The organism is Streptomyces sp. NPDC021224, assembly GCF_044332905.1.
GTDB lineage: Bacteria > Actinomycetota > Actinomycetes > Streptomycetales > Streptomycetaceae > Actinacidiphila.
The window spans coordinates 289,707-311,054 of the sequence record NZ_JBIRPW010000006.1 but is presented as its reverse complement, the minus strand read 5'-3'; the positions used below and the strand labels follow the sequence as shown (position 1 = coordinate 311,054).

At 74.3% G+C, this 21,348-nt stretch carries 17 protein-coding genes; 4 read left to right on the top strand and 13 right to left on the bottom strand.

What is annotated here, in order from left to right:
- The first annotated feature begins 27 nt into the window (after positions 1–27).
- The gene (locus tag ACH4PY_RS17930; protein WP_398182932.1) at positions 28–1,545 is read left to right on the top strand and encodes a zinc-dependent metalloprotease; all 1,518 of its coding nucleotides are present in this window, start codon (positions 28–30) and stop codon (positions 1,543–1,545) included.
- Entirely contained in the window at positions 1,542–2,075 is a 534-nt protein-coding gene (locus tag ACH4PY_RS17925) for an NUDIX hydrolase (RefSeq protein ID WP_398182929.1), read from the top strand. Before ACH4PY_RS17930 ends, ACH4PY_RS17925 begins: the two co-directional genes overlap by 4 nt.
- A 72-nt stretch (positions 2,076–2,147) precedes the next feature.
- Here ACH4PY_RS17925 and ACH4PY_RS17920 read toward each other — a convergent pair whose 3' ends face one another.
- From ACH4PY_RS17920 to ACH4PY_RS17905, 4 genes are all read right to left on the bottom strand, one after another.
- Positions 2,148–2,912, bottom strand: a complete 765-nt coding sequence (locus ACH4PY_RS17920; RefSeq protein ID WP_398182926.1) for an AIM24 family protein — start codon at positions 2,910–2,912, stop codon at positions 2,148–2,150.
- A gap of 16 nt (positions 2,913–2,928) precedes the next feature.
- Positions 2,929–3,612 (bottom strand): AIM24 family protein, encoded by a 684-nt coding sequence (locus ACH4PY_RS17915; RefSeq protein ID WP_398182923.1) that lies wholly within the window; start codon positions 3,610–3,612, stop codon positions 2,929–2,931.
- A 6-nt stretch (positions 3,613–3,618) separates the two neighbouring features.
- On the bottom strand, positions 3,619–5,295 hold the full coding sequence (locus ACH4PY_RS17910) for a TerD family protein (RefSeq protein WP_398182920.1): 1,677 nt from the start codon (positions 5,293–5,295) through the stop codon (positions 3,619–3,621).
- 72 nt (positions 5,296–5,367) lie between these two features.
- A complete protein-coding gene (locus ACH4PY_RS17905; protein ID WP_398182917.1) occupies positions 5,368–5,967 on the bottom strand; it encodes a M48 family metallopeptidase in 600 nt (199 codons plus the stop codon).
- A gap of 338 nt (positions 5,968–6,305) precedes the next feature.
- Here ACH4PY_RS17905 and ACH4PY_RS17900 point away from each other — a divergent pair, with 338 nt between their 5' ends.
- Positions 6,306–7,679, top strand: coding sequence for an ABC1 kinase family protein (locus ACH4PY_RS17900; RefSeq protein ID WP_398182914.1), 1,374 nt, complete (start codon positions 6,306–6,308; stop codon positions 7,677–7,679).
- A 37-nt stretch (positions 7,680–7,716) separates the two neighbouring features.
- Here ACH4PY_RS17900 and ACH4PY_RS17895 read toward each other — a convergent pair whose 3' ends face one another.
- The 5 genes from ACH4PY_RS17895 to ACH4PY_RS17875 all read right to left on the bottom strand — a co-directional run bounded on the left by ACH4PY_RS17895 (position 7,717) and on the right by ACH4PY_RS17875 (position 11,570).
- Positions 7,717–7,893 carry a hypothetical protein gene (locus tag ACH4PY_RS17895; RefSeq protein ID WP_398182911.1) on the bottom strand — a complete coding sequence of 59 codons (177 nt, stop codon included), beginning with the start codon at positions 7,891–7,893 and terminating at the stop codon, positions 7,717–7,719.
- Positions 7,894–8,001: 108 nt separating this feature from the next.
- Complete coding sequence (locus ACH4PY_RS17890; protein ID WP_398182908.1) at positions 8,002–8,322, bottom strand: hypothetical protein; 321 nt, start codon at positions 8,320–8,322, stop codon at positions 8,002–8,004.
- Positions 8,319–8,678, bottom strand: a complete 360-nt coding sequence (locus ACH4PY_RS17885) for a WhiB family transcriptional regulator (protein ID WP_031520210.1) — start codon at positions 8,676–8,678, stop codon at positions 8,319–8,321. The genes ACH4PY_RS17890 and ACH4PY_RS17885 overlap by 4 nt, the downstream gene beginning before the upstream one ends.
- A gap of 160 nt (positions 8,679–8,838) precedes the next feature.
- Complete coding sequence (locus ACH4PY_RS17880) at positions 8,839–9,177, bottom strand: hypothetical protein (RefSeq protein WP_398182903.1); 339 nt, start codon at positions 9,175–9,177, stop codon at positions 8,839–8,841.
- A gap of 137 nt (positions 9,178–9,314) precedes the next feature.
- On the bottom strand, positions 9,315–11,570 hold the full coding sequence (locus ACH4PY_RS17875) for an ATP-dependent DNA helicase UvrD2 (protein ID WP_398182900.1): 2,256 nt from the start codon (positions 11,568–11,570) through the stop codon (positions 9,315–9,317).
- A 148-nt stretch (positions 11,571–11,718) separates the two neighbouring features.
- On the opposite strand from ACH4PY_RS17875, the gene ACH4PY_RS17870 reads away from it, so the two are divergent.
- On the top strand, positions 11,719–11,976 hold the full coding sequence (locus ACH4PY_RS17870; protein WP_398182897.1) for a glutaredoxin domain-containing protein: 258 nt from the start codon (positions 11,719–11,721) through the stop codon (positions 11,974–11,976).
- Between the two features lie 87 nt (positions 11,977–12,063).
- On the opposite strand, the gene nudC is transcribed toward ACH4PY_RS17870, so the two are convergent.
- The 4 genes from nudC to ACH4PY_RS17850 all read right to left on the bottom strand — a co-directional run bounded on the left by nudC (position 12,064) and on the right by ACH4PY_RS17850 (position 21,304).
- The gene (nudC, locus tag ACH4PY_RS17865) at positions 12,064–13,005 is read right to left on the bottom strand and encodes an NAD(+) diphosphatase (RefSeq protein ID WP_398183412.1); all 942 of its coding nucleotides are present in this window, start codon (positions 13,003–13,005) and stop codon (positions 12,064–12,066) included.
- Between the two features lie 184 nt (positions 13,006–13,189).
- Positions 13,190–16,660 (bottom strand): ATP-dependent DNA helicase, encoded by a 3,471-nt coding sequence (locus ACH4PY_RS17860; RefSeq protein WP_398182894.1) that lies wholly within the window; start codon positions 16,658–16,660, stop codon positions 13,190–13,192.
- Positions 16,661–16,750: 90 nt separating this feature from the next.
- Complete coding sequence (locus tag ACH4PY_RS17855) at positions 16,751–17,563, bottom strand: hypothetical protein (RefSeq protein WP_398182891.1); 813 nt, start codon at positions 17,561–17,563, stop codon at positions 16,751–16,753.
- Between the two features lie 183 nt (positions 17,564–17,746).
- Positions 17,747–21,304: an ATP-dependent helicase gene (locus ACH4PY_RS17850; protein ID WP_398182889.1), complete on the bottom strand. Its 3,558-nt coding sequence runs from the start codon at positions 21,302–21,304 to the stop codon at positions 17,747–17,749.
- Positions 21,305–21,348: the final 44 nt, after the last annotated feature.

Here is a 21,348-nt window from a genome sequence, read left to right as displayed (position 1 = left end):
CACCACGACACAGATCCGAGGAATCCCGTGAGCGACATCCCATTCGGATTCGGCGTCCCTCCGGAGGAGCCCGAGGACGGCGACGAAGGCAAGCAGCGCAAGGGCGGTGGGGAGGGCGACGCCACCGGGGGAAGCGGTGGTCCGGCCAATCCGTTCGGTTTCGGCGGCGCGGGCCCCTTCGGCGCCAATCCCTTCGGCGCGGGCGGCGAGAACCCCTTCGCCGCGATGTTCGGCTCGATGAACCCCGGCGACCTGGGCGCGGCCTTCCAGCAGCTCGGCCAGATGCTCTCCTACGACGGCGGCCCGGTGAACTGGGACATGGCGCGGGACATCGCCCGGCAGACCGTCGCGCAGGGCACCGCGGACGGCGTCAAGGACGCCTCCGTCGGCCGCGCCGACCGCGCGTGGGTGGAGGAGGCCGTGCGGCTGGCCGACCTGTGGCTGGACGGTGTGACGTCGCTGCCCTCGGGCGCCCGCACCGCCGTGGCCTGGAGCCGCGCGGAGTGGGTCGAGGGCACGCTCCCGGTGTGGAAGGACCTGGTGAATCCGCTCGCCGAACGCGTCGCGGGCGCGATGGGCGACGTCATGCCGGAGGAGATGCAGGCCATGACCGGGCCGCTGCTCGGCATGATGCGCTCCATGGGCGGGGCGATGTTCGGCTCCCAGATCGGGCAGGCGCTCGGCACGCTCGCCGGTGAGGTCGTCGGCTCGACCGACGTCGGGCTGCCGCTCGGCCCCGCGGGCAAGGCGGCGCTGCTGCCGGCCAACGTGGCGGCGTTCGGCGCCGGGCTCGGGGTGCCGATGGAGGAGGTGCGGCTGTATCTGGCCCTGCGCGAGGCCGCCCACCAGCGGCTCTTCGCGCACGTGCCGTGGCTGCGGGCCCATCTGTTCGGCGCGGTCGAGGGCTATGCGCGAGGCATCAAGGTGGACACCGCGCGGCTGGAGGAGGCGATCGGCCAGCTCGACCCGACGCAGCCCGAGCAGCTCCAGGAAGCCCTCCAGGGCGGCATGCTGCAGCCCGAGGACACCCCGGAGCAGAAAGCCGCGCTGGCCCGGCTGGAGACGGCGCTCGCGCTCGTCGAGGGCTGGGTGGACGCGGTGGTGCACGCCGCCGCCGCCCCGCACCTGCCGTCCGCGGGCGCGCTGCGCGAGACGCTGCGCCGCCGCCGGGCGACCGGCGGGCCCGCCGAGCAGACCTTCGCGACGCTGATCGGCCTGCAGCTGCGCCCGCGCCGGCTGCGGGACGCCTCGCGGCTGTGGGCGTCGCTGACGGACGCCCGGGGGGTCGACGGGCGGGACGGCCTGTGGGCGCACCCCGACATGCTGCCGACCGCCGCCGACCTCGACGACCCGGACGGCTTCGTGCACCGCGAGTCCCTGGACATCGACTTCTCCGAGCTGGACCGCATGCTCGGCGAGGCGGCGGACGGCACCGACGGCGCCGACAGCACCGACACCACGGACCGCGCCGACGACGCGGACGCCGGAGAGGGTGACGAGGGCGGTTCCGCCGAGGGCCCGTCGAAGGGTGACGGCGGCAAGTGAGCGCACTGTACACGGACACCGTCGCCGTCCTGGAGGGCTGGCAGGCACCCTCGGCCGAGCAGGACGTGCTGCGCAAGGACTATCTGGCGCATCTGGCCGCGCACGGCGAGAACGGGCTGTGGAAGCCGTGCGAGGCCGGGCACATCACCGCGAGCGCGCTGGTCGTGGACCCGCCGCGGGAGCGGGTGCTGCTGACGCTGCACGCCAAGATCAAGATCTGGCTCCAGATGGGCGGCCACTGCGAGCCGGAGGACGGCGCGCTCGCGCAGTCCGCGCTGCGCGAGGCGACCGAGGAGTCGGGCCTCGCGGGGCTGCGGCTGCTGGCGTCGCAGCCGGTGCGGCTGGACCGGCACCTGACGCCCTGCGCCTGGCATCTGGACGTGCAGTACGCGGCGCTGGCGCCGGAGGGCGCGGCGCCGGTGATGAGCGACGAGTCGCTGGATCTGAAGTGGTTCGGTTACGACGAGGTGGCCGAGGTCGCCGACACCTCGGTGCGCAATCTGCTGGCAGGGGCGCGCGCGCTGCTGTGAGCGTGCCGGAGGGCCGGGGACGCGGTGCGTCCTCCCGGCCCTCCTTGCGTGTCGGCGGGGTCGGCCGGACGGTCAGTTGGACCAGATGTTGCCGGGGTTCTGCCCGCGGGCGCCCTGCTGGCCCATGCCGTACTGGGCACGCAGGCCGCCGCCGATCTCGGCGTGCTGCGGCGGCATCTGCTCGCTGGGCTGCACCAGGACGTAGCCCTGACCGACGAAGTTCAGCTCCCAGCCCTCGCCGGTGTTGCCCCGGCGGCGCCAGACCGAGCTGCTGCTGGTCTGCGCCTGCATCTGGACCCGCAGGCTGCTGGACCAGGCGACGACGGCGTCCGCGTCGCACGACACGTACTTGTCCGGCGTGACCTGCATCAGCAGCGGCTTGCCCGAGGTCATGAGGGCGACCTTGCCCTGACCTGCGATGTTGAGGTTGTACTGACCCGTGCCGGACAGGCCGAACTGGCTGTCCACCGCGATGACGTCCCAGTGCAGGCCGGAGTCGAGGGCGAGGACGTAGGCGCTGTCCACCGTCAGGCCGTCGTGGTCGACGTCGAGGATGTGGATCTGCTGCGCGAGGTTGGCCAGGTAGACGGTGCCCTGGCCGGAGCAGCGCATCAGGTCCAGGCCCTCGCCGGTGCGGTAGCGGGCACCGCGCTGCTGGTGGGACTGGTACTCGCCGTCGAACTCGATCATCCCCTGGTAGGCGACCATCGAGCCCTTGCGGGCCAGGCAGTCGGGCCCGGTGTTGCCGTCGAGGCGCACCCGCAGCAGGTAGGAGTTCTGCAGGCTGTAGTGGTCCTGGTTCTGGACCTCGGTGTACGCGAACAGCGGACTCTGCATGATGTGTCGCTCCCCCTCAGCCCCGCGCCCGCAGGCGGTCGGTGCTGTCCTCGCTCGGCTGTACCACCACGAAGCCCTGCCCGGAGAAGGCGATCTGGAAGGCCTCCCCGCTGCCCCGCCCGATGAGCGAGCCGGCCCTGAAGCTCCGCTTGGCCTTCATCTTCAGGCCGGACGACCAGGCCACCAGCGCGTCCGGGTCGACGTACGTCTCGTCCTCGCCGCGGCCGCAGTCGACCACGATGGGGGTGCCGCGGGAGGTGACGGCGACCCATCCGCTGCCGGACACCCCGACGTTGAACAGGCCCTGCCCGGCGAACTTGGCCAGGCCCTTGACCCGTTCGACGCCCCAGGTCAGATGGGCGTCGAAGGCGAGCAGATTGGTGCCGTTGACCGACACCGACTCGTTGTTGAGGTTCAGGCACACCACGTCGGCGCCGTAGTCGGCCAGGTAGAGCAGGCCGTCACCGCTGCACTTCATGATCGGCGTGCCCTCACCGGTCAGCCACGCCGAGGCCATCTGCCGCACCGCCGGGGGATTCGGCTCGTACTGCACGAAGCCCTCGTAGGCGACCATCGAGCCGGTGCGCGCGAAGAGGTCCTGGCCGGTCACCATGGCGACCTTGAGCATGTGGGAGCCGTGGTTCTCCATCCGGGCCGCCACCGGCGTGGGTGCGTAGCCCGCGATCATCTGCTGGTCCATGGCGGGTCACACCTCGTAGGGCTGGACGACGATGAAGTTGCCGGGAGCGCCGCGGAACTGGAGGTTCACGGTCTCGCCGCTGTGGCCGGGGTAGGCGCTCCTGCGCAGCCGCACCTGGCTGGAGACGATCACCTGGGCGCCGGCCGACCACGCCACGATGGCGTTGCTGTCGGCGTAGGTGGTCGGGGTGACGGGCAGCACCACCGGGACACCGTGGGTCTTGACGACCACCGTGCCCGTGCCCTGGAAGAGCATGGTGAACAGCGCGCCGCCGGGGATGCCGTGGCCCTCGATCCGGCGCACCTCGTGCTGGAGGCTCTCGTCGAAGGCGAGCACATTCTCCGCGGAGACGCAGATGGCGTCGTTCTGCAGCTCTATCGGGTGCAGGTAGGCGGCGTTCTCGGCGAAGAAGACCTGGCCGTTGCCGGTGCAGCGCATGAGCTGCATCTCCTGGCCGGTCATGTTGCCGACGATGCGGCCGGTGAAGCCCGCGCCCTTGTAGGCGAAGTCGACCTTGCCCTGGTAGAGCACCATGCTGCCCTGCCGGGCGAGCACCGGCTGACCGCCGCCCTGGGCGAGGTCGGCGCGCATCATCTTCGGATTCTGCGCCGTCCAGCGCTGGCCGGTGGGCAGCTCGCGGTACTTCTGCATGACCACGGCCATCCCCGCGCCCTGCGTCGGAACGGGCGGCTGTCCGTACCCCGCGGCGGGGGGCCGGCCGAAGGCGGGCTGCTGGCCGCCGAAGGGCGGCTGCGCGTATCCGGGCGGGGGCTGCTGGCCGAATCCGGCGGGTGCGCCGGGCGGGCCGGGCGGCTGGGCGTATCCCGGCGGGCCGGGCTGGCCCGGGAAGGCGCCGGGGGTGGGGCCGGGGGGCGGGACCTGGCCGAAGGGCGGCGCGGTGGGCTGGCCCAGCGGGGCGACCATGGTGGGCGCCTGGTGGACGTCGCCGGGCGGGGTGCCGAACGCGGGCGGCGCGGGGGCCGGGGCGGGCGGCGGCGTACCGAACGCGGGGGCCGCGGGGGCGGGCGGCGGGGTGCCGAAGGCGGGCGGGGCCGGGGCGGCGGCGCCCGGCGGCGGGGCGAAGCCCGGGGCGGGCGCGGGCGCGCCGGGGGGCGGCGCGAAACCGGGGGCGGCGGCGGGCGCGGCGGGCTGCTCCTCGGCGACCTCGCCACCGAAGTTCTGCAGCAGCGCGGCGAGCCCGCCGTCGAAGCCCTGGCCGACCGCGGCGAAGCGCCACACGTCCTTGAGGTAGATGTCGGCGAGCATCACCGCGCGCTCGGTGGAGAACTCCGCGCCGGTGAACGAATAGCGCACGACCTCCTCACCGCCCGCGACGAGCCGCAGGTAGCCGGGGCCGATCTGCGACATCTGGCCGTCGCCGTCGATGGTCGCGGTGAAGCTGAGCCGGTGCACCGCGGGGGGTATGCGGTCCAGCGTGACCCGGAAGGACTCGGTGTCGCCGGACTGCGCGCCCAGCAGCTGGATGGACTCCTCGGGCGACTTGGGCTGGTTGAAGAAGACGAAGTAGCGGTCGTCCGACAGCTCTTCCTTGGCGTCCAGACCGAAGCAGCTGATGTCGAAGGTGAGGCCCGGCGCGGCGATCGAGACGCCGACGTACAGATCCGTACCCGCGGTCAGATCGCTGATCTTGGCCTTGTGGCCGCGCTGGAATTCCCTGGCCATGGATCGACCGGCCCCCGTCCCGTCTGGCGTGCGTGTGCGTTGCGACAGGCTAACCGGTCATGCCGACAGGGGCTATTCCCCCATGGCCTCGGTGGCCTGGAGGTCGTCCCCCTCGTCCCGGCCGCCCCTGGCCTCGCGGTCCGCCACCCCCTCCAGGAAGCCGCGGGCCCGCTCGGTGCGCGGGTAGCTGTCCAGCAGCTTCCAGAAGGCGGGGCCGTGGCCGGGCACCAGCAGATGCGCCAGCTCGTGCAGCAGGACGTAGTCGATGACGTACTCCGGCATGCCCTGCAGGCGGTGCGAGAGCCGGATGGTGCCCTCGGACGGCGTGCACGAGCCCCAGCGGGAGTTCTGGTTGGTGACCCAGCGCACCGTGTCGGGCACGGCGCGTCCGCTCAGGTACTGGCCGGACAGCCGTTCCGCGCGGGCGGCCAGCTCCGCGTCGCCGGGGGTGCGGCGGCTCTCCTGCGCGGCCAGCTTCTCCAGCATCACCGTGACCCAGCGCTGCTCCTCGGCCGCCGACATGCGGGCCGGGATCAGCACCACGGTGCGGTCGCCGTCGCGATAGGCGGACACGGTCCGCCGCCGCCGGGCACTGCGGCGGACTTCCACCGTGCTCGTCCGGTGGCTGCGGGCGGGCTGGCTGGCGAGATTGTGCGCTGGATCGGCCGACACGCTGTCGACCGTACCTGCTGTCCGTCCGGGAAGTCCCGTCTCCAGGCCGGTTGCCCGGGGAATCACGACCCTTCTTACGCATATTGAACGACTTTCTTCACCGGATCCCCTCCGAGACCCGTCGCCCACCTGCGTTTTTACGGCCCCCCAGGGGCTGCGGCCGACAGGGCGACCTTCCCCACACCCTGTGGACAACCTGTACGGGGAGGGGGCGCGATACGGCATTCTGAAGGGGTGGACACGGAGAGTGACAGCGTACGTATTCTGACCTGCTCTTGACCGGGCAGGCGGCGGGGCCAGGCACAATGGCGAAGTGACCGACGCGAAATGAGGCGCGCATGTCCGATCTTCCGCGCAAGGCTGTGACCCGTACCGCGAAGCTGGCTGCACTGCCCCTGGGATTCGCCGGGCGGGCCACGCTCGGGCTCGGAAAGCGGCTCGGGGGCAGGCCGGCCGACGAGGTGGCCGTCGAGTTGCAGGAACGCACCGCGGAGCAGTTGTTCAAGGTGCTGGGCGAGCTGAAGGGCGGGGCCATGAAGTTCGGCCAGGCCCTGTCGGTCTTCGAGTCGGCGCTTCCCGAGGACGTCGCGAGCCCCTACCGCGCGGCGCTGACCAAGCTCCAGGAGGCGGCCCCGCCGCTGCCGGCCCGCACCGTGCACCGGGTGCTGGCCGAGCGGCTGGGCGCGGACTGGCGTTCGCTGTTCGCCGAGTTCGAGGACACCCCGGCCGCGGCCGCCTCGATCGGGCAGGTGCACCGCGCGGTGTGGGGCGACGGACGCAAGGTCGCCGTGAAGGTGCAGTATCCGGGCGCGGGCGCCGCGCTGCTGTCGGACCTGTCGCAACTGGGCCGGGTGGCACGGCTGTTCGGGCCGCTGGTGCCGGGTATGGACGTCAAGCCGCTGCTGGCCGAGCTGCGCGAGCGGGTCGCGGAGGAGCTGGACTACGCCCTGGAGGCGCAGGCGCAGCACACCCACGCGGTGGAGTTCGCCGGGGATCCGGATGTCGTGGTGCCCGACGTGGTGCACCAGGCCGACCAGGTGCTGGTCACCGAGTGGATGGACGGGGTGCCGCTGTCGGAGGTGATCTCCGGGGGCAGCCCGGAGATGCGCGACCGGGCGGGCCAGCTGCTGGCGCACTTCCTCTTCGCGGGTCCGGCCCGCACCGGGCTGCTGCACGCCGATCCGCATCCGGGCAACTTCCGGCTGCTGACGGACGAGGGCCCGGTGTCCGGCTGGCGGCTGGGCGTGCTGGACTTCGGCACGGTCGACCGGCTGCCCGAGGGCCTGCCGCTGCCGATCGGCACCGCGCTGCGGCTGGCGCTGGAGGGCGAGGCGGAGCAGGTGCACGCGATGCTGCGCGAGGAGGGCTTCGTCAAGCCGACGATCACGCTCGACTCCGACGCGGTGCTCGACTACCTCAAGCCGATCATCGAACCGGCCGGGCGCGAGGAGTTCGCCTTCGACCGGGCGTGGATGCGCGCGCAGGCGGCCAGGATCGCCGATCCCCGCTCGCCCGCCCACCAGTTGGGCAAGCAGCTCAACCTGCCGCCGTCCTATCTGCTGATCCACCGGGTGACGCTGAGCACGGTGGGCGTGCTGTGCCAGCTGGGCGCCACCGTGCGGCTGCGGGCGGAGCTCCAGGAGTGGCTGCCCGGCTTCGCCGCGGAGGGCGGGAAGGAGTCCGGGCCGGACGAGGGCGCCGCGGCGGGCTGAGGGCGTCGCCGCGGCCGGGTGAAGCGGGGCGGGGCGGTCACCACCAGGAGGAGTCGAGGCGGCTCTCGATGCTGCGCAGATGGCGGCGGGCGCAGTCGTCGCAGAAGTAGACGCGGCGGCCGTTCTCGACGGAGCAGGTCCAGGTCAGCGGCAGTCCCTCGCGCGTGGCCCCGCAGCGCGCGCAGGTGGTGGTCCGGTCGTTCTTGTGATCCACCGGGCGACGATACCTCCACCCGCGCACGGTTGCCGGACAACGCACCGCGGGGCCGGTCCGAATGGACCGGCCCCGCGGTGTCGTCGGTACTGCCGGGTGGTGCGGCCGTTACTGCATCACGGCCAGGGCCAGCGCCCGCCGGGCCCGCAGCGAGGCGCGCTCGGCGCGCCGCTGGAGCCGCCGGGCGGCCAGCAGGTGGGAGGCCCTGCGTTCTTGCTCGGCCTCCGACATCCGCTGTTGCATATGGGCACGGGCCAGGGCTTCGGGCATGAGTTGCATGTGGTGGTTCCTGTTCTGGTGCGACGCCATGGCGTCAGAGGTACGAGCGGTCTGTTCGAGGCGGCTGGGAGTCATCGGGGCCTGATTCATCGGATCGTGGGTGGCGGGACGGTCGATCGTCCCCGGGGTGGTGAGCCTGCGCGTGTTCATGCCGCGACCGCGTTCTTGCGCGGACGGCCACGCGGACGCTTGCGGGGTACGACGACGCCCTGGATGAACAGCTCGCCGCCCCAGACACCCCAGGGCTCACGGCGGTCCTTGGCGCCGGCGAGGCAGGCCTCGCGGACCGGGCAGGTCTGGCAGAGGGACTTGGCGTACTCCACGTCGGCCGGGGACTCGGCGAAGAAGACCTCCGGGTCGTAGGTGCGGCACGGGACGGGCACGCCGAGGCGCTCGATCTCGTCGTCGAGCTCGGTCAGGGGAAGCAAGGTGGTCTCCGGGGGCTGTGCGGGCGGGCGGCTCGGGTCGGGGGCGGGTCCGGACGGTGCGTGCTGGGCGGTGTGCACGGTGTGTTCGTTCCTCGTCTTTCGGGCCGGCCGGGTCGGCCGGTGTGCTGTTGTGTCTGTCTGTCCGCGGACGACGGCGTCCGTCCGCGGGCGGAAAACAGAAGGGCCGCGGATCCCGGTCTGGGATTCCGCGGCCCTGAGGTGCCGACCTGATGCGATGTCAGGCTGGATCACTCCAGGGTTCGAGCCCGCGGAAGGCCCACTTACCGAACTGCTGCGTCTTCTGCTGTCCATTGCCGAAGCCATGGGCGCCTGCGGCACCGATGACGGTCTGGTTGCCGGCATCCGCTGCCGCCGCCGCGCGGCCGAAGGCATACGCCTTCGCCTGCGCTGCCGCTACCGCGGACGCCTCGGTCGGTCGCTCACTGCGCAGCCGGGCAGCCGGAGCTGCCGCGAGAAGCGCGGAGGACATCAGACCGGTGGCAGCCGAGGGCATGCCGAGAATGGCGGGGGCGACCGGACGATCGGTCAGTTTCGTGATCAGAATCTGCGTGGACATCTGGCTCGCCTCCTCTCGGCGTCTCGTAAGGCTGATGGACCGTTCTTGCGTATTACATCACGATCGGGCGGGCTCTTGGAAGAGCCGTTCTCAACCGCGCTCGTGAAGGCTATGGGGACCCCCGCGGGATGCGCAAACTATTTTTCGGCTCCTTCTTCAGATTTCTCGGAAGCTTCCCGCGCGGCCCCCTCGGCCCCGTCCGCGGCCTCGCCTCCGGCCTCGTCCCCGGCCTCGTCCGCCGCCTCCCCCGCGGCCTCGCCCGCGCACAGCGCGAGCACGTCGGCCCCGAACTTGTCGAGCTTGCGCGCGCCCACCCCGGGGATCACCGCGAGGCCCCCGGCGTCCTCCGGCCTGACCTCGGCGATCGCCAGCAGTGTCCGGTCGGTGAAGACGCAGTAGGCCGGCTGGCCGAGCGCCTTGGCCTGCTCCGAGCGCCAGGCGCGCAGCCGCTCGAACAGGCCCTCGTCCAGATCCGACGGGCAGTCCTCGCAGCGCATGAGCTTGATCTCGCGGGCGTCCGACAGCGTCCGCCCGCACACCCGGCACAGCACCGGGCCGCGCCGCTTGCGCCCGCCGGAGCCGCGCTCCACCCCGCCCGCGCCGCCGCCCGCCGTCCGGGCGCCGCGCGGTGCGGAGCCGGGCCGCAGCCCGTCCAGGAACCGGGAGGGCTTGCGGGTGCCGCGGCCGCCGGGCGAGCGGGACAGCGCCCAGGACAGCGACAGGTGCTCACGGGCCCGGGTGACGCCGACGTAGAGCAGCCGGCGCTCCTCCTCGACCTGCTCGTCGGTCTTGGCGTAGGTGATGGGCAGCGTGCCCTCGGTCAGGCCGACGACGAAGACCGCGTCCCACTCCAGGCCCTTGGCCGCGTGCAGCGAGGCGAGCGTGACGCCCTCCACGGTCGGGGCGTGCTGCACCCCCGCCCGCTCGTCCAGCTCGGCCACGAAGTCGGCGAGCGTCGCGGCCGGGCGGGCGGTCGCGAAGTCCTCCGCGAGCCGCACCAGCGCGGCCAGCGACTCCCAGCGGTCCCGCACCGCGCCGGATCCGGCGGGCGGCTCCGAGGCCCAGCCGCGGGAGCTGAGCACGGCCCGCACCTGGTCCGGCACACCGGCCGCGGTCTCCTCCGGGTCGGTGGAGGCGCGGGCGGCGCCGCGCAGCAGCATGCCCGCCTCGCGCACCTCGGGCCGCTCGAAGAAGCGCTCGGCGCCGCGCAGCTGGTAGGGCACCCCGGCGTCGGCGAGGGCCTGCTCGTAGACCTCGGACTGGGCGTTGATCCGGAAGAGCACCGCGATCTCGCTGGCGCGGACCCCGGAGTCCATCAGCTCGCGGATCCGCCGGGCGGCTCCGGCGGCCTCGGCGGGCTCGTCGGCGTACTCGGTGTACGAGGGCTCGGGGCCGGCCTCGCGCTGGGAGACCAGTTCCAGGCGGTGCGCGGCGGCCTGCCCGCGGGCCTGTCCGAGCAGGCCGTTGGCCAGGGACACCACCTGGGGTGTCGAGCGGTAGTCGCGCACCAGCTTGACGACGGTGGCGTCCGGGTAGCGGGAGCGGAAGCCGAGCAGATACTCGGGGGTGGCGCCGGTGAAGGAGTAGATGGTCTGCGACGCGTCGCCGACCACGCACAGGGTCTCCCGGCCGCCGAGCCACAGGTCGAGCAACCGCTGCTGGAGCGGGCTGACGTCCTGGTACTCGTCCACCACGAAGTGCTGGTACTGGGAGCGGACGGTGTCGGCGACGTCCGGCCGGTCCTGGAGCACCCCGACCGTCAGCAGCAGCACGTCCTCGAAGTCGATCATGCCGCGGTCGCGCTTGAGCTGCTCGTACGTGGCGTAGATCCGGGCGACCTCGGCGGGGTCGCGCGGTACGTCCCGGCCCGTCTTGGCGGCGACCGCCGGGTAGTCCTCGGGCACGGTCTGGGTGACCTTGCACCACTCGATCTCGCTGGTGACGTCCCGCAGCTCGTTGCGGTCGAGCCGGATGCGGCTGCGCGCACCGGCCTCGGCGACCAGCTGGACCTTGCGCTCCAGCAGCCGGGGCATCTCGCCGCCGATCGCGCGCGGCCAGAAGTACTGGAGCTGGCGCAGGGCCGCGGAGTGGAACGTACGGGCCTGGACGCCGCCCGCGCCGAGCTGCCGCAGCCGGCCGCGCATCTCGCCCGCCGCCCGCGCGGTGAAGGTGACCGCGAGCACGCTCGCCGGCTGGAGGATACCGGCCCGCACGCCGTAGGCGATCCGGTGGGTGATCGCCCGGGTCTTGCCCGTGCCGGCACCGGCCAGCACGCACACGGGGCCGCGCAGCGCCGTCGCCACGGCGCGCTGCTCGGGATCGAGGCCGTCGAGCACCGCGTCCGCCGACTCGGGCGCCGAGGGAAAGAGCGTGTCGTGGGTTGTCGCAGTCACACCGCCACTCTGCCAGGTCCGGCGGACAGCCCGGGAAAGTTGTCCACAGGCCCTACCCGAACCGGGCCCCGCGCCGGGTCCGGAATGACCGCCGGGGGCCCGGCGTTAGCGAAGTGCCAGATTTTCTCGCGACGAGGAGCGACCACCGATGCCGGGCACCGTGACCATGTACAGCACCAGCTGGTGCGGCTACTGCCGCCGACTGAAGTCCCAGCTCGACCGCGAGGGCATCGCCTACACCGAGATCAACATCGAGGAGCACCCGGACTCGGCCAAGTTCGTCGAGGAGGCGAACGGCGGCAACCAGACCGTGCCCACCGTCCAGGTCGTCCCGTCCTCGGGCGCTGCCGAGGTCGTCATGACCAACCCGAGCCTGGCCCAGGTCAAGCAGGCGCTCGGCGTCTGAGCCTCCGCCCGCCCGCCACGGGACCGCGCCCGACGGCCCCGTACCCCGGGGCCCCGTACCGCACGGCCCCGCTGCCCCGCCCCGCGCTCAGGGGCGGGGCAGCGGCGCTCCGTACCACTGCTCGATGAGCCGGGCGGCGATGGAGATGCCGAACGGCGGCAGCACCTCGCCGGAGGCGAAGGCGGCGCGCAGCTCCTCGCGGGAGAACCAGCGGGCCTCGTGGATCTCCTCGCCGTCCACGCTGATCTCGGACGAGGTCGCGCGCGCGAAGAAGCCCAGCATCAGGCTGGACGGGAAGGGCCACGGCTGGCTCGCCATGTACGTGACGTCGTCGCCGACCGTGACGCCGACCTCCTCGGCGACCTCGCGGCGCACCGCCTGCTCGATCGCCTCGCCCGGCTCGACGAAACCGGCCAGCGTGGAGAAGCGGCCCTCCGGCCAGTGCAGCTGGCGGCCCAGCAGCGCGCGGTCCTGGTCGTCGGTGACGAGCATGATGACGGCGGGATCGGTGCGCGGGTAGTGCTCGGTCAGGCACGCGGGGCAGCGCCGGATGTGGCCCGCGGCGGCGATGACGGTGCGTTCGCCGCAGCGGGAGCAGAAGCGGTGCATGCGCTGCCAGTTCTCCAGTGCCACCGCGTGCACCATGAGGCCCGCCTCCAGCGGCGAGAGCAGCCCGCCGACCTCACGCAGCCCGGCGGGCCGCGCGGCGCCGTCCATCCGGCCGGGCAGCGCGTCCTTCTGGAGGGCGAAGTAGCGCACGCCGTCGGGGTCGATACCGAGGAAGTAGCGGTGCATCTCGGTCTCCGGCGCGTCGAACGCCGGGGTCATGACCAGTTCGGTACGGCCGTCGGGGGCGTCCTCGACCAGCACCTGCCCGCCGGAGACCACGAAGACCCGGGTCGTCGGGTGGCTCCACGCCGCGGCGAGCCATGCCTCGTCCGTCCGGTGGTGCGCGGCGCGGTCCACCCCCGTGTAGGTGAGGGCGAGCGGGCGGTCCTTCGCGTCAAGTCCGGTCAAGGTCGTTTCCATCTCCCCGTCGAGCGTGGGTACGTACACCGGCGCACCACCTTGTCGTCCGGCAGGTGCCAACCTCCGGCGGCCAGGGAAATTCCCGGTGACGGTACGGATACGCCACGTCGTCCGAGGTGGAGCGCGCCCTATGAGCGTAGCCCGGCTCGCGGTGCGCCCGCGGAACGGGACCCGCCGAGCCCGGTCAGCCCGCTGCCAGCAGCCTCTCCAGCGCGGTGCGGTCCGGCAGCGGGGCCGGGCGCACGATCTCGCCGCTGCGCACGAAGAGGAAGGCCGCGGACACCCGCTCGGGCGGCACGCCCAGCATCTCCGCCCAGGCCAGCCGGTAGATCGCCAGTTGCAGCGGGTCGGCGGTCGCCCCCGGGTCACGCCCGGTCTTCCAGTCGACGATCTCGTACGTGTACGCGTCAGGGTCGGTGTCCCGGCCGGGACTCGGTTGCGTCCCGCCCGGTGCCACGGCGTGGCGGTACACCGCGTCTATCCGGCCCCGCACGACCCGGCCGCCCAGCGTGAGGTGCACCGGGACCTCGACCCGGTACGGGGTGCGGTCGGCGTAGGGGCTGCGCAGGAAGGCCTCCTTGAGGGCCGTCAGGTCGGCCTCGTCGGCGATCTCGTCGCCGCCCTCGATACCGGGCAGGTCCTCGGGTCCGAAGAGCGGGCGGGCGTCGTAGCGGGACTGGACCCAGGCGTGGAAGCGGGTGCCGCGGCGGGCGGCGGGCGCGGGCGGGTGCGGCAGCGGGCGGGCCAGCTCGCGGGCCAGCGCGTCGGGGTCGGAGGCCAGCAGCATGAGCTGGCTCGCGGTGAGGGTGGGGGGGAGCGGGACGTCCCGCACGGTGGCGCGGGAGCGGCGCAGCTCGTCGGCCAGCGCGTCCAGGTCGCGGTCCCAGGACGCGACGAGCCGGGCCTCGGCCGGATCCAGCCCGTCCCCGCCGGTGACGCCGTCGCCCGTACCGCCGAAGCCCCGGTCACCGAGGTCGTCGGGGTCGTCGGGGTCGTCGGGGTCGTCGGGGTCCCGGTCGTCGAAGCCGTGCGCCGGGTCGGCCGCCTCCCGTGCCCCGGGGATCGCGGCCGGGCCGCCGCCGTACACCTCGGCGCCGCCCTCCTCCCGCGCCGCGTAGGCCAGCACCCGGCGGGCCGCGGTGCGGCGGCGGTGCAGCGCCCGCGGGTCCAGGGGCAGCGGCCAGGCGGGTTCGGCGGTCTCCTCCAGGGCAGGGTTGGCGGCGCCCTGCTCGGGCTCCTCCGCCCAGGCCTCGATCTCGCCGTACCCGGCCTCGCAGTGCGCGCGCAGGGCGTCGAGGAAGGCGGAGGGCCCGAAGGGGGACTTCTGCGTCGGCCCCCACCAGTGGCCCGAGCCCAGCAGCAGGGAGCGGGGCCGGGTGAAGGTGACGTAGCCGAGCCGCAGTTCCTCGATGCGCTGGTGCTCCTTCATGGCCTCGCGGAAGCCGTCGAGCCCGGCACGCGTCCACTCCGGGACGTCGGGCAGGGTGGCGGCGTCGCCGCGCAGCCCGTGCGGCAGCACCTTGGCGTTGACGGGCCACAGCTCGCGCCCTCGGGTGCTGGGGAAGCCCCGGTCGACGAGTCCGGGCACCACCACCACGTCCCACTCCAGGCCCTTGGACTTGTGCGCGGTCAGCACCTTGACGGTGTTCTCGCCGCCCGGCAGCGAGCTGTCCAGGCCCTTCTCGTACTCGGCGGCGGTGTGCAGGAAGCCCAGGAAGGCCAGCAGCGTGGCTTCGCCGTCCAGGGCCGCGAAGCCCGCGGCGACGTCCAGGAAGTTCGTGAGCGTCTCGCGGCGGCGGGCGGCGAGGGCGTGCGGGGAGGCCGACAGCTCGACCTCCAGGCCGGTCACGGCCAGCACCCGGTGCAGCACGTCCATCAGCGGGTCGGCCAGCGAGCGGCGCAGGTCGCGGATCTCGGTCGCGAGCCGCGCGAAGCGCACCCGGGCCTCGGCGGAGAAGGGCAGGCCGTCGTCGGGGCCGGGGAGATCGGCGAAGGTCTCCAGCGCGTCGGCCAGCGAGACGACCTCGGCCGGGTCGACGCCCTCCACGGCGGCGGCCAGCCGGTCCCGCCCGTCCCCGCCCGCGTCGGCCCCGTGGCGGACGAGCAGCCGGGCGCGGCGGCCCAGCAGGGCCAGGTCGCGCGGGCCGATCCGCCAGCGCGGGCCGGTCAGCAGCCGTACCAGGGAGGCGTTGGCGGTCGGGTCGTGCAGCACCTCGCACACCGCGACCAGGTCGGCGACCTCCGGCAGGTGCAGCAGCCCGGACAGGCCCACGACCTCGACGGGCACCTCGCGGGCCACGAGCGCCGCGTGGATCTCCGGGAAGTGCGCGGCCGTACGGCACAGCACCGCGATGCCGCCGGGGGGTGTGCCGGTACGCACCAGGTGGGCGACGGAGTCGGCGAGCCAGGCCGTCTCGTCCGCCTGGGTGGGCAGCAGGGCGCAGCGCACCAGGCCGTCGTGCTCGGCGCCGGGCGCGGGCCGCAGCGCCTCGACACCCTCGTGCCGGGCGCGCAGCTCCGCGGCGAGGGTGTTGGCCAGGTCGAGCAGGCGGCCGCCGGAGCGGCGGTTCTCGCTGAGCGCGTAGCGGTCGGCGGGGCGGCCGTCGGCGTGGGGGAAGTGCGCGGGGAAGTCGTCGAGGTTGGCGACGCTGGCGCCGCGCCATCCGTAGATGGCCTGGCAGGGGTCGCCGACGGCGGTGACGGCGTGGCCCGTGCCGCCGCCGAAGAGCCCGGCCAGCAGCAGCCGCTGGGCGACGGAGGTGTCCTGGTACTCGTCGAGCAGCACCACCCGGTACTGCTCGCGCAGCGCGGCGCCGACCTCGGGGCGGGTCTGCGCGAGCGTCGCGGACAGCGCGATCTGGTCGCCGAAGTCCAGCAGGTCGCGCTGCCGTTTGCCCTCGCGGTAGGCGGCGGCCAGCCCGGCGAGGTCCTGGCGGGCGGCCACCGCCTGGCGGACGTCCTTCACCCAGGCGAAGCCGCGGCGGGCGGGGTCGAGACCGGCCAGCTCGGCCGCCAGCCGCTCGTCGTACGCGCGCAGCCGCTCGGGCGGCACCAGGTGCTCGGACAGCTCCCCGGCGAGCGCCAGCAGATCCCCGACGAGCGTGGGCAGGCCCTTGGTGAGCGCCGGGTAGGGCCCGGGGGCGGCCCGCAGCACCTGGGCGGCGAGCTGGTAGCGGGTGGCGTCGGCCAGCAGCCGGGCGGTCGGCTCCAGGCCGATGCGCAGGCCGTGGTCCTTGAGCAGCTGCCCGGCGAAGGCGTGGTAGGTCGAGATCTGCGGCTCGCCGGGGTGCCCGGCGTCCGGATCGGCGCCGGAATCCGTGCCGGGATCGGCCACCGGGGCCTCGCGGCGGCCGGGGGCGTCGTCCGCGTCGCCGTCCGTCACGCCCGCCCGGACCAGCGCCTTGCGGACGCGTTCGGCCAGCTCACCGGCCGCCTTGTTGGTGAAGGTCAGGCCCAGCACCTGCTCGGGCGCGACCTGGCCCGTACCGACGAGCCAGACCACCCGGGCGGCCATCACCGTGGTCTTGCCGGAGCCCGCGCCGGCCACGATCACACCCGGGGCGAGCGGCGCGACGATGCACGCCGTCTGCTCCGGGGTGAACGGGATGCCCAGCAGCTCCTTCAGCTGCTCGGGCGATTCGATGCGGGTCGCCACCCATGGAGGCTATCCGGAGCCGCCGACACCGGGAGCCGCTGGCCTGCTGCGATACCCCGCACGGGGCACCGCGGCAGGCCGGCGTGCCGGTCAGATGTGCAGGCCGCCGGGGCCGCCGACCTTGCTCGGGTCGATGGTCAGCGAGGGCGGCGGCGCCGTCACGTTCGGCTGCTTGCCGAAGTCGGAGAAGACCATGAGCATCGGCTGGCCGTCGCTGGTGCCCTCCGCCCGCACGATGACGGGGCTGTCGCCCGTCGTGACGGATATGGTCGTCTTGTCCTTGTTGTCGGTCTCAAGGAGCTGGAACACCTGCTGGCCGCCGACCGTGGCCGTGTGGCCCTTCGTCAGCGTGCTGGTCGTGTCCCCGTCGTCCTCGCTGAGCGTGTCGATCATGCCGTTGAGGTCGCACATGGTCTTGAAGTTGTCCTTGTCGTCCGAGTCGAACTCGGAGGAGGGGATCTTCACCCACTTGTCGCCGATGACCTTCGCGGACTCGGCGTCGGCGTTCTCCGTCCAGAAGGTGTTGTCGCCCTTCATGTACGTGTAGTCGCCGCCGGTGAAGATCAGCTGGACCTTGCCCTGGCCCATGTCCACGGCGAGGGCGCACTTGTTCGTCGTCGTCAAGGTGCCCTTGACGTGCATCTGGCCGGTGTCCGCGTCCGAACCGGACAGCTCGTACGTCATGGCGCCCGTGTCGCGCATGCCCTGCTCGGCCTGCTTGAGCACTTCCTCCGCCGTCTTGTCCGCGAAGGGCTCGGCGGCCGTCGTCGGCGCCGCCGTCGTCGCGGCCGGCTTCAGCAGCGGGGCCGCGTCGTCGCCCTTGTCACCGCCGCATCCGGTGAGGGCGGCGCCTCCCGCCGCTACGGCGCAGAGCGCCGCGATGAACGTTCGTGTGGCCGGCATGGCCCGTACCCCCTCGATACCGTGCCGGCAACGCCCGCGTGGGCGCGCTTCCCCACCCCGGGTGGCACAGGAAAACCATAGCGGGCGCCACCGACACCGACGACCGCGCCCGTTCGCGCAGCTCGGGCGCGCTTTCCCGTCGCCCGGCGGCAACATGTCGGCCACCCGGCAGGCGGTTTCCCGTCACTCGACGACCTGCCGCCCCTCCGGGCGGGCCGTGCAGGAGGCGCGGAAGGCGCAGTGCGCGCAGTGCTGGCCGGCGGCCGGGGTGAAACGCTCGTCCAGCACCCGGGCCGCGGCCGTGGCCAGCAGGTCCTCGGCCCACTCCCCCGCGAGCGGCTCCTGCCGCTGCACCGCAGGTACGGTCTCGCCGCCGTCGCGGCGGGCCGCGCCCAGCCGCAGCTGGACGAGTTCGGCCCCGCCCGCGGGCGGGGTGGCGCCGCCGAACAGCGGATCGACGGCGCCCTCGCGCACCGCCAGCTGATAGACGGCCAGCTGCGGGTGGCGGGCCACCTCGGCGGCGGTCGGCTTGGCACGGCCGGTCTTGAAGTCCACGACATAGGCGGCGCCCTGCGCGTCCGTCTCGACCCGGTCCATGCTGCCGCGGATCCGCACCTGGGCGTCGCCCGCGGCGAGGGTGACGTCGAAGTCGTGCTCGGACGCGACCGGGGTGCGGCCGCGCTCCATGACGTGCCAGCGCAGGAAGCGCTCCAGGGCCGCGCGGGCGTTGTCCTTCTCCTGCCGCGACTTCCACGGCGCGTCGAAGGCGAGCGCGTCCCACACGTTGTCCAGCCGGGCCATCAGCACGTCCAGGTCCGCGGGCGCGCGGCCGGACGCGACCTCGTCGGCCAGCACGTGCACGACGTTGCCGAAGCCCTGCGCGGCCGTCGCGGGCGGCTCCGCCTTGACCTCACGGCCCAGGAACCACTGCAGGGCGCACGTGTTGGCGAGCTGGTCCAGCGCGCTGCCGGACAGGGCGACCGGCTGGTCGCGGTCCCGCAGCGGTACGGCCGAGGCCGTCGGCTCGTACAGGCCCCACCAGCGGCCCGGGTGCGCCGCCGGGACCAGCGGGTGGCCGTCGTCGTTCAGCGCCGCTAGCCGCGCCAGGCGGCGGGCGGCGGCGTCCCGCAGCGCGGGCGAGGCCGCCGGGTCGACGGCCGTCGCCCGCAACTCCGCGACCAGCGCGGCCACCGCGAGCGGGCGGCGCGGCCGGTGCGTCACGTCCTGCGGCGGCACGCCCAGCTCCGCGAGGAAGCGGGACGGCTGGTCGCCGTCGTCCGCTGCGGACCGCACCGCCGTCACGAGCAGGCGCTCGGACGCGCGGGTCGCCGCGACGTAGAACAGCCGGCGCTCCTCCGCGAGCAGCGCGCCCTGGCTCAGCGGCGGGGCGATGCCGTCACGGCCGATCCGGTCCGCCTCCAGCAGCGAGCCGCGGCGGCGCAGGTCGGGCCACACGCCCTCCTGCACGCCCGCGACCACCACGAGCCGCCACTCCAGGCCCTTCGCGCGGTGCGCGGTCATCAGGCGCACCGCGTCCGGGCGGACGGTGCGGCCGCTCAGGGTGTCGGCGGCGATGTCGTGGTGGGACAGCTCCTCCAGGAAGTTCAGGGCGCCGCGGCCGCCCGTGCGCTCCTCCGCGCGGGCCGCCGACTCGAACAGCGCGCACACCGCGTCCAGGTCGCGGTCGGCGTTGCGGCCCGCCGCGCCGCCGCGCAGGGCGGCCCGCTCCAGCCGGGCCGCCCACGGGGTGCCGTCCCACAGCGCCCACAGGGCGTCCTCGGCGGTGCCGCCCGCCGCGAGCGCCGCACGGGCCCGGCCCAGCAGCGCGGCCAGGCGCCGCGGGGCGCGGGCGTACGAGGCGTCGTGCGCGACGAGCCGCCGCGGCTCGCTCAGCGCCTCCGCGATCAGCTCGTCCGACGGCCGCGGTACGGCGGCCCCCGCCGCCCGCTCCTCCTCCCGCAGCGCACGCCCCAGCCGCCGCAGATCCCCGGCGTCCATCCCCCCGAGCGGCGACCCGAGCAACGTGAGCGCGTCCTCGACCCCGACCCGCACACCGTCCGCCGCCCCGGAGGAGACAGCGTCTCCGGCGGCGCCCGCCTTTCCGGCGGGGGGCGGTACGGATCGGGCGCCGTCCGCCGGATCCCCGGCGGTCTCCGCCTGCCCGCGGAAGTCCTCACCCGGCGCGTCCCCGCCGACCGGACCCGCAGGAGGCGTCTGGGCCGCGGGCACGGCCCCGGCGCCGTCCGCCGCCTCCGCCGGGTCCCCGGCGGTCCCCGCCTGCCCTCGGGGCCCGGAGAAGTCCTCACCCGGCGCGTCCCCGCCGACCGGCGCCTCCGGCGGGTTCCCGGCGGCTTTCTCGGTCGCTCGGTCGGGGAGGAGGGAGGTCGCGGCGAGGCGGAGGGCGAGGAGGAGGGGGGTCAGGGCGGGGTCGGTGTGGAGGGGGGTGGTGGAGGGGGGGAGGTCGATGGGGACGCCTGCCGTGGTGAGGGCGCGGCGGAGGGGGGCGAGGGCGGCGGTGGAGCGGGTCAGGACGGCCATGTCGTGCCAGGGCAGCCCGTCCTCCAGGTGCGCGCGCCGCAGCGTGTCCGCGACGGACTCGACCTCCGCGCCCGGCGTCGGGTACGTGCGAACGGCCACCGTGCCGCCCGGCGCGAGCGCGGCCGGTGCGCGGTGGGCGCGGACGGCGGCGGCGGGGAGGCGGGGCAGCGGCATGCGCGCGGCGAGCTGCCGGGTCGCCGCGAGCAGTCCGGCGCGCGCCCGCCGCGAGGCGCGCAGCACCCGTACCGGCGCGGGGCGCCCGTCGCGCCCGGGGAACTGCTCGGGGAAGCCGAGGATGCCGTTCACGTCGGCGCCGCGGAAGGCGTAGACGGACTGGTCCGGGTCGCCGAACGCGACGAGCGTGCGGCCCTGCCCGGCGAGCGCCCGCAGCAGCCGCACCTGCGCGGGGTCGGTGTCCTGGTACTCGTCGACGTAGACGGCGTCGTAGCGCCGCGACAGCCGCTCGTACACCTCGGGGCGCCGGGCCAGCAGTACCGCGCGGTGCACCAGTTCGGCGTAGTCGACCATCCCGCCCAGCTCGGTGACCTCCAGGTACTCGTCCAGGAAGGCGGCCGCCGCGGTCCAGTCGGGGCGGCCGATGCGTGTGGCGAAGGCGGCGAGCGCGTCCGGTCCGAGGCCCAGCTCGCGGGTGCGGGCCAGCACCGCGCGCACCTCGTCGGCGAAGCCCCGCGTGGTGAGGGCCGCCCGCAGGTCCTTGGGCCAGCGGACCCGGCCGAGGCCCTCCTTCTCCAGCCCGGGCTGCCCGGCGAGCAGCTCGCGGACCAGCAGGTCCTGCTCGGGCCCGGACAGCAGCCGCACCGGCTCCTCGAAGGCCTCGGGGCTCTGCTCCTCGCGGATCAGGGCGTAGCAGAAGGAGTGGAAGGTGCTCGCGTGCAGCCCGGCGAGGCCGCGTGCGGCCATCCGGTCGCGCAGATCGACGGCGGCGCGGCGGCCGAAGGTCAGGACGAGGACGCGGTCCGGCGCCGTCCCGGCCCGCACCCGGGCGAGTACGGATTCCACGAGCGTCGTGGTCTTGCCGGTGCCGGGCCCGGCGAGCACCAGCAGCGGACCGTCCCGGTGCTCAACCACCGCCCGCTGGTCCGCGTCCAGCACAGGGGGCCGCACGGGCTCCGGCGGGGTCCGCAGCAGCCGGTAGCCGGTTGCCGCGGAGGCCGCGGGGGCGGGAGGAGGAGACAGGATCACGTGGTTCGCCGGTTTCGTGGTGGTCGGTGGTGCGGGGGCGCGCG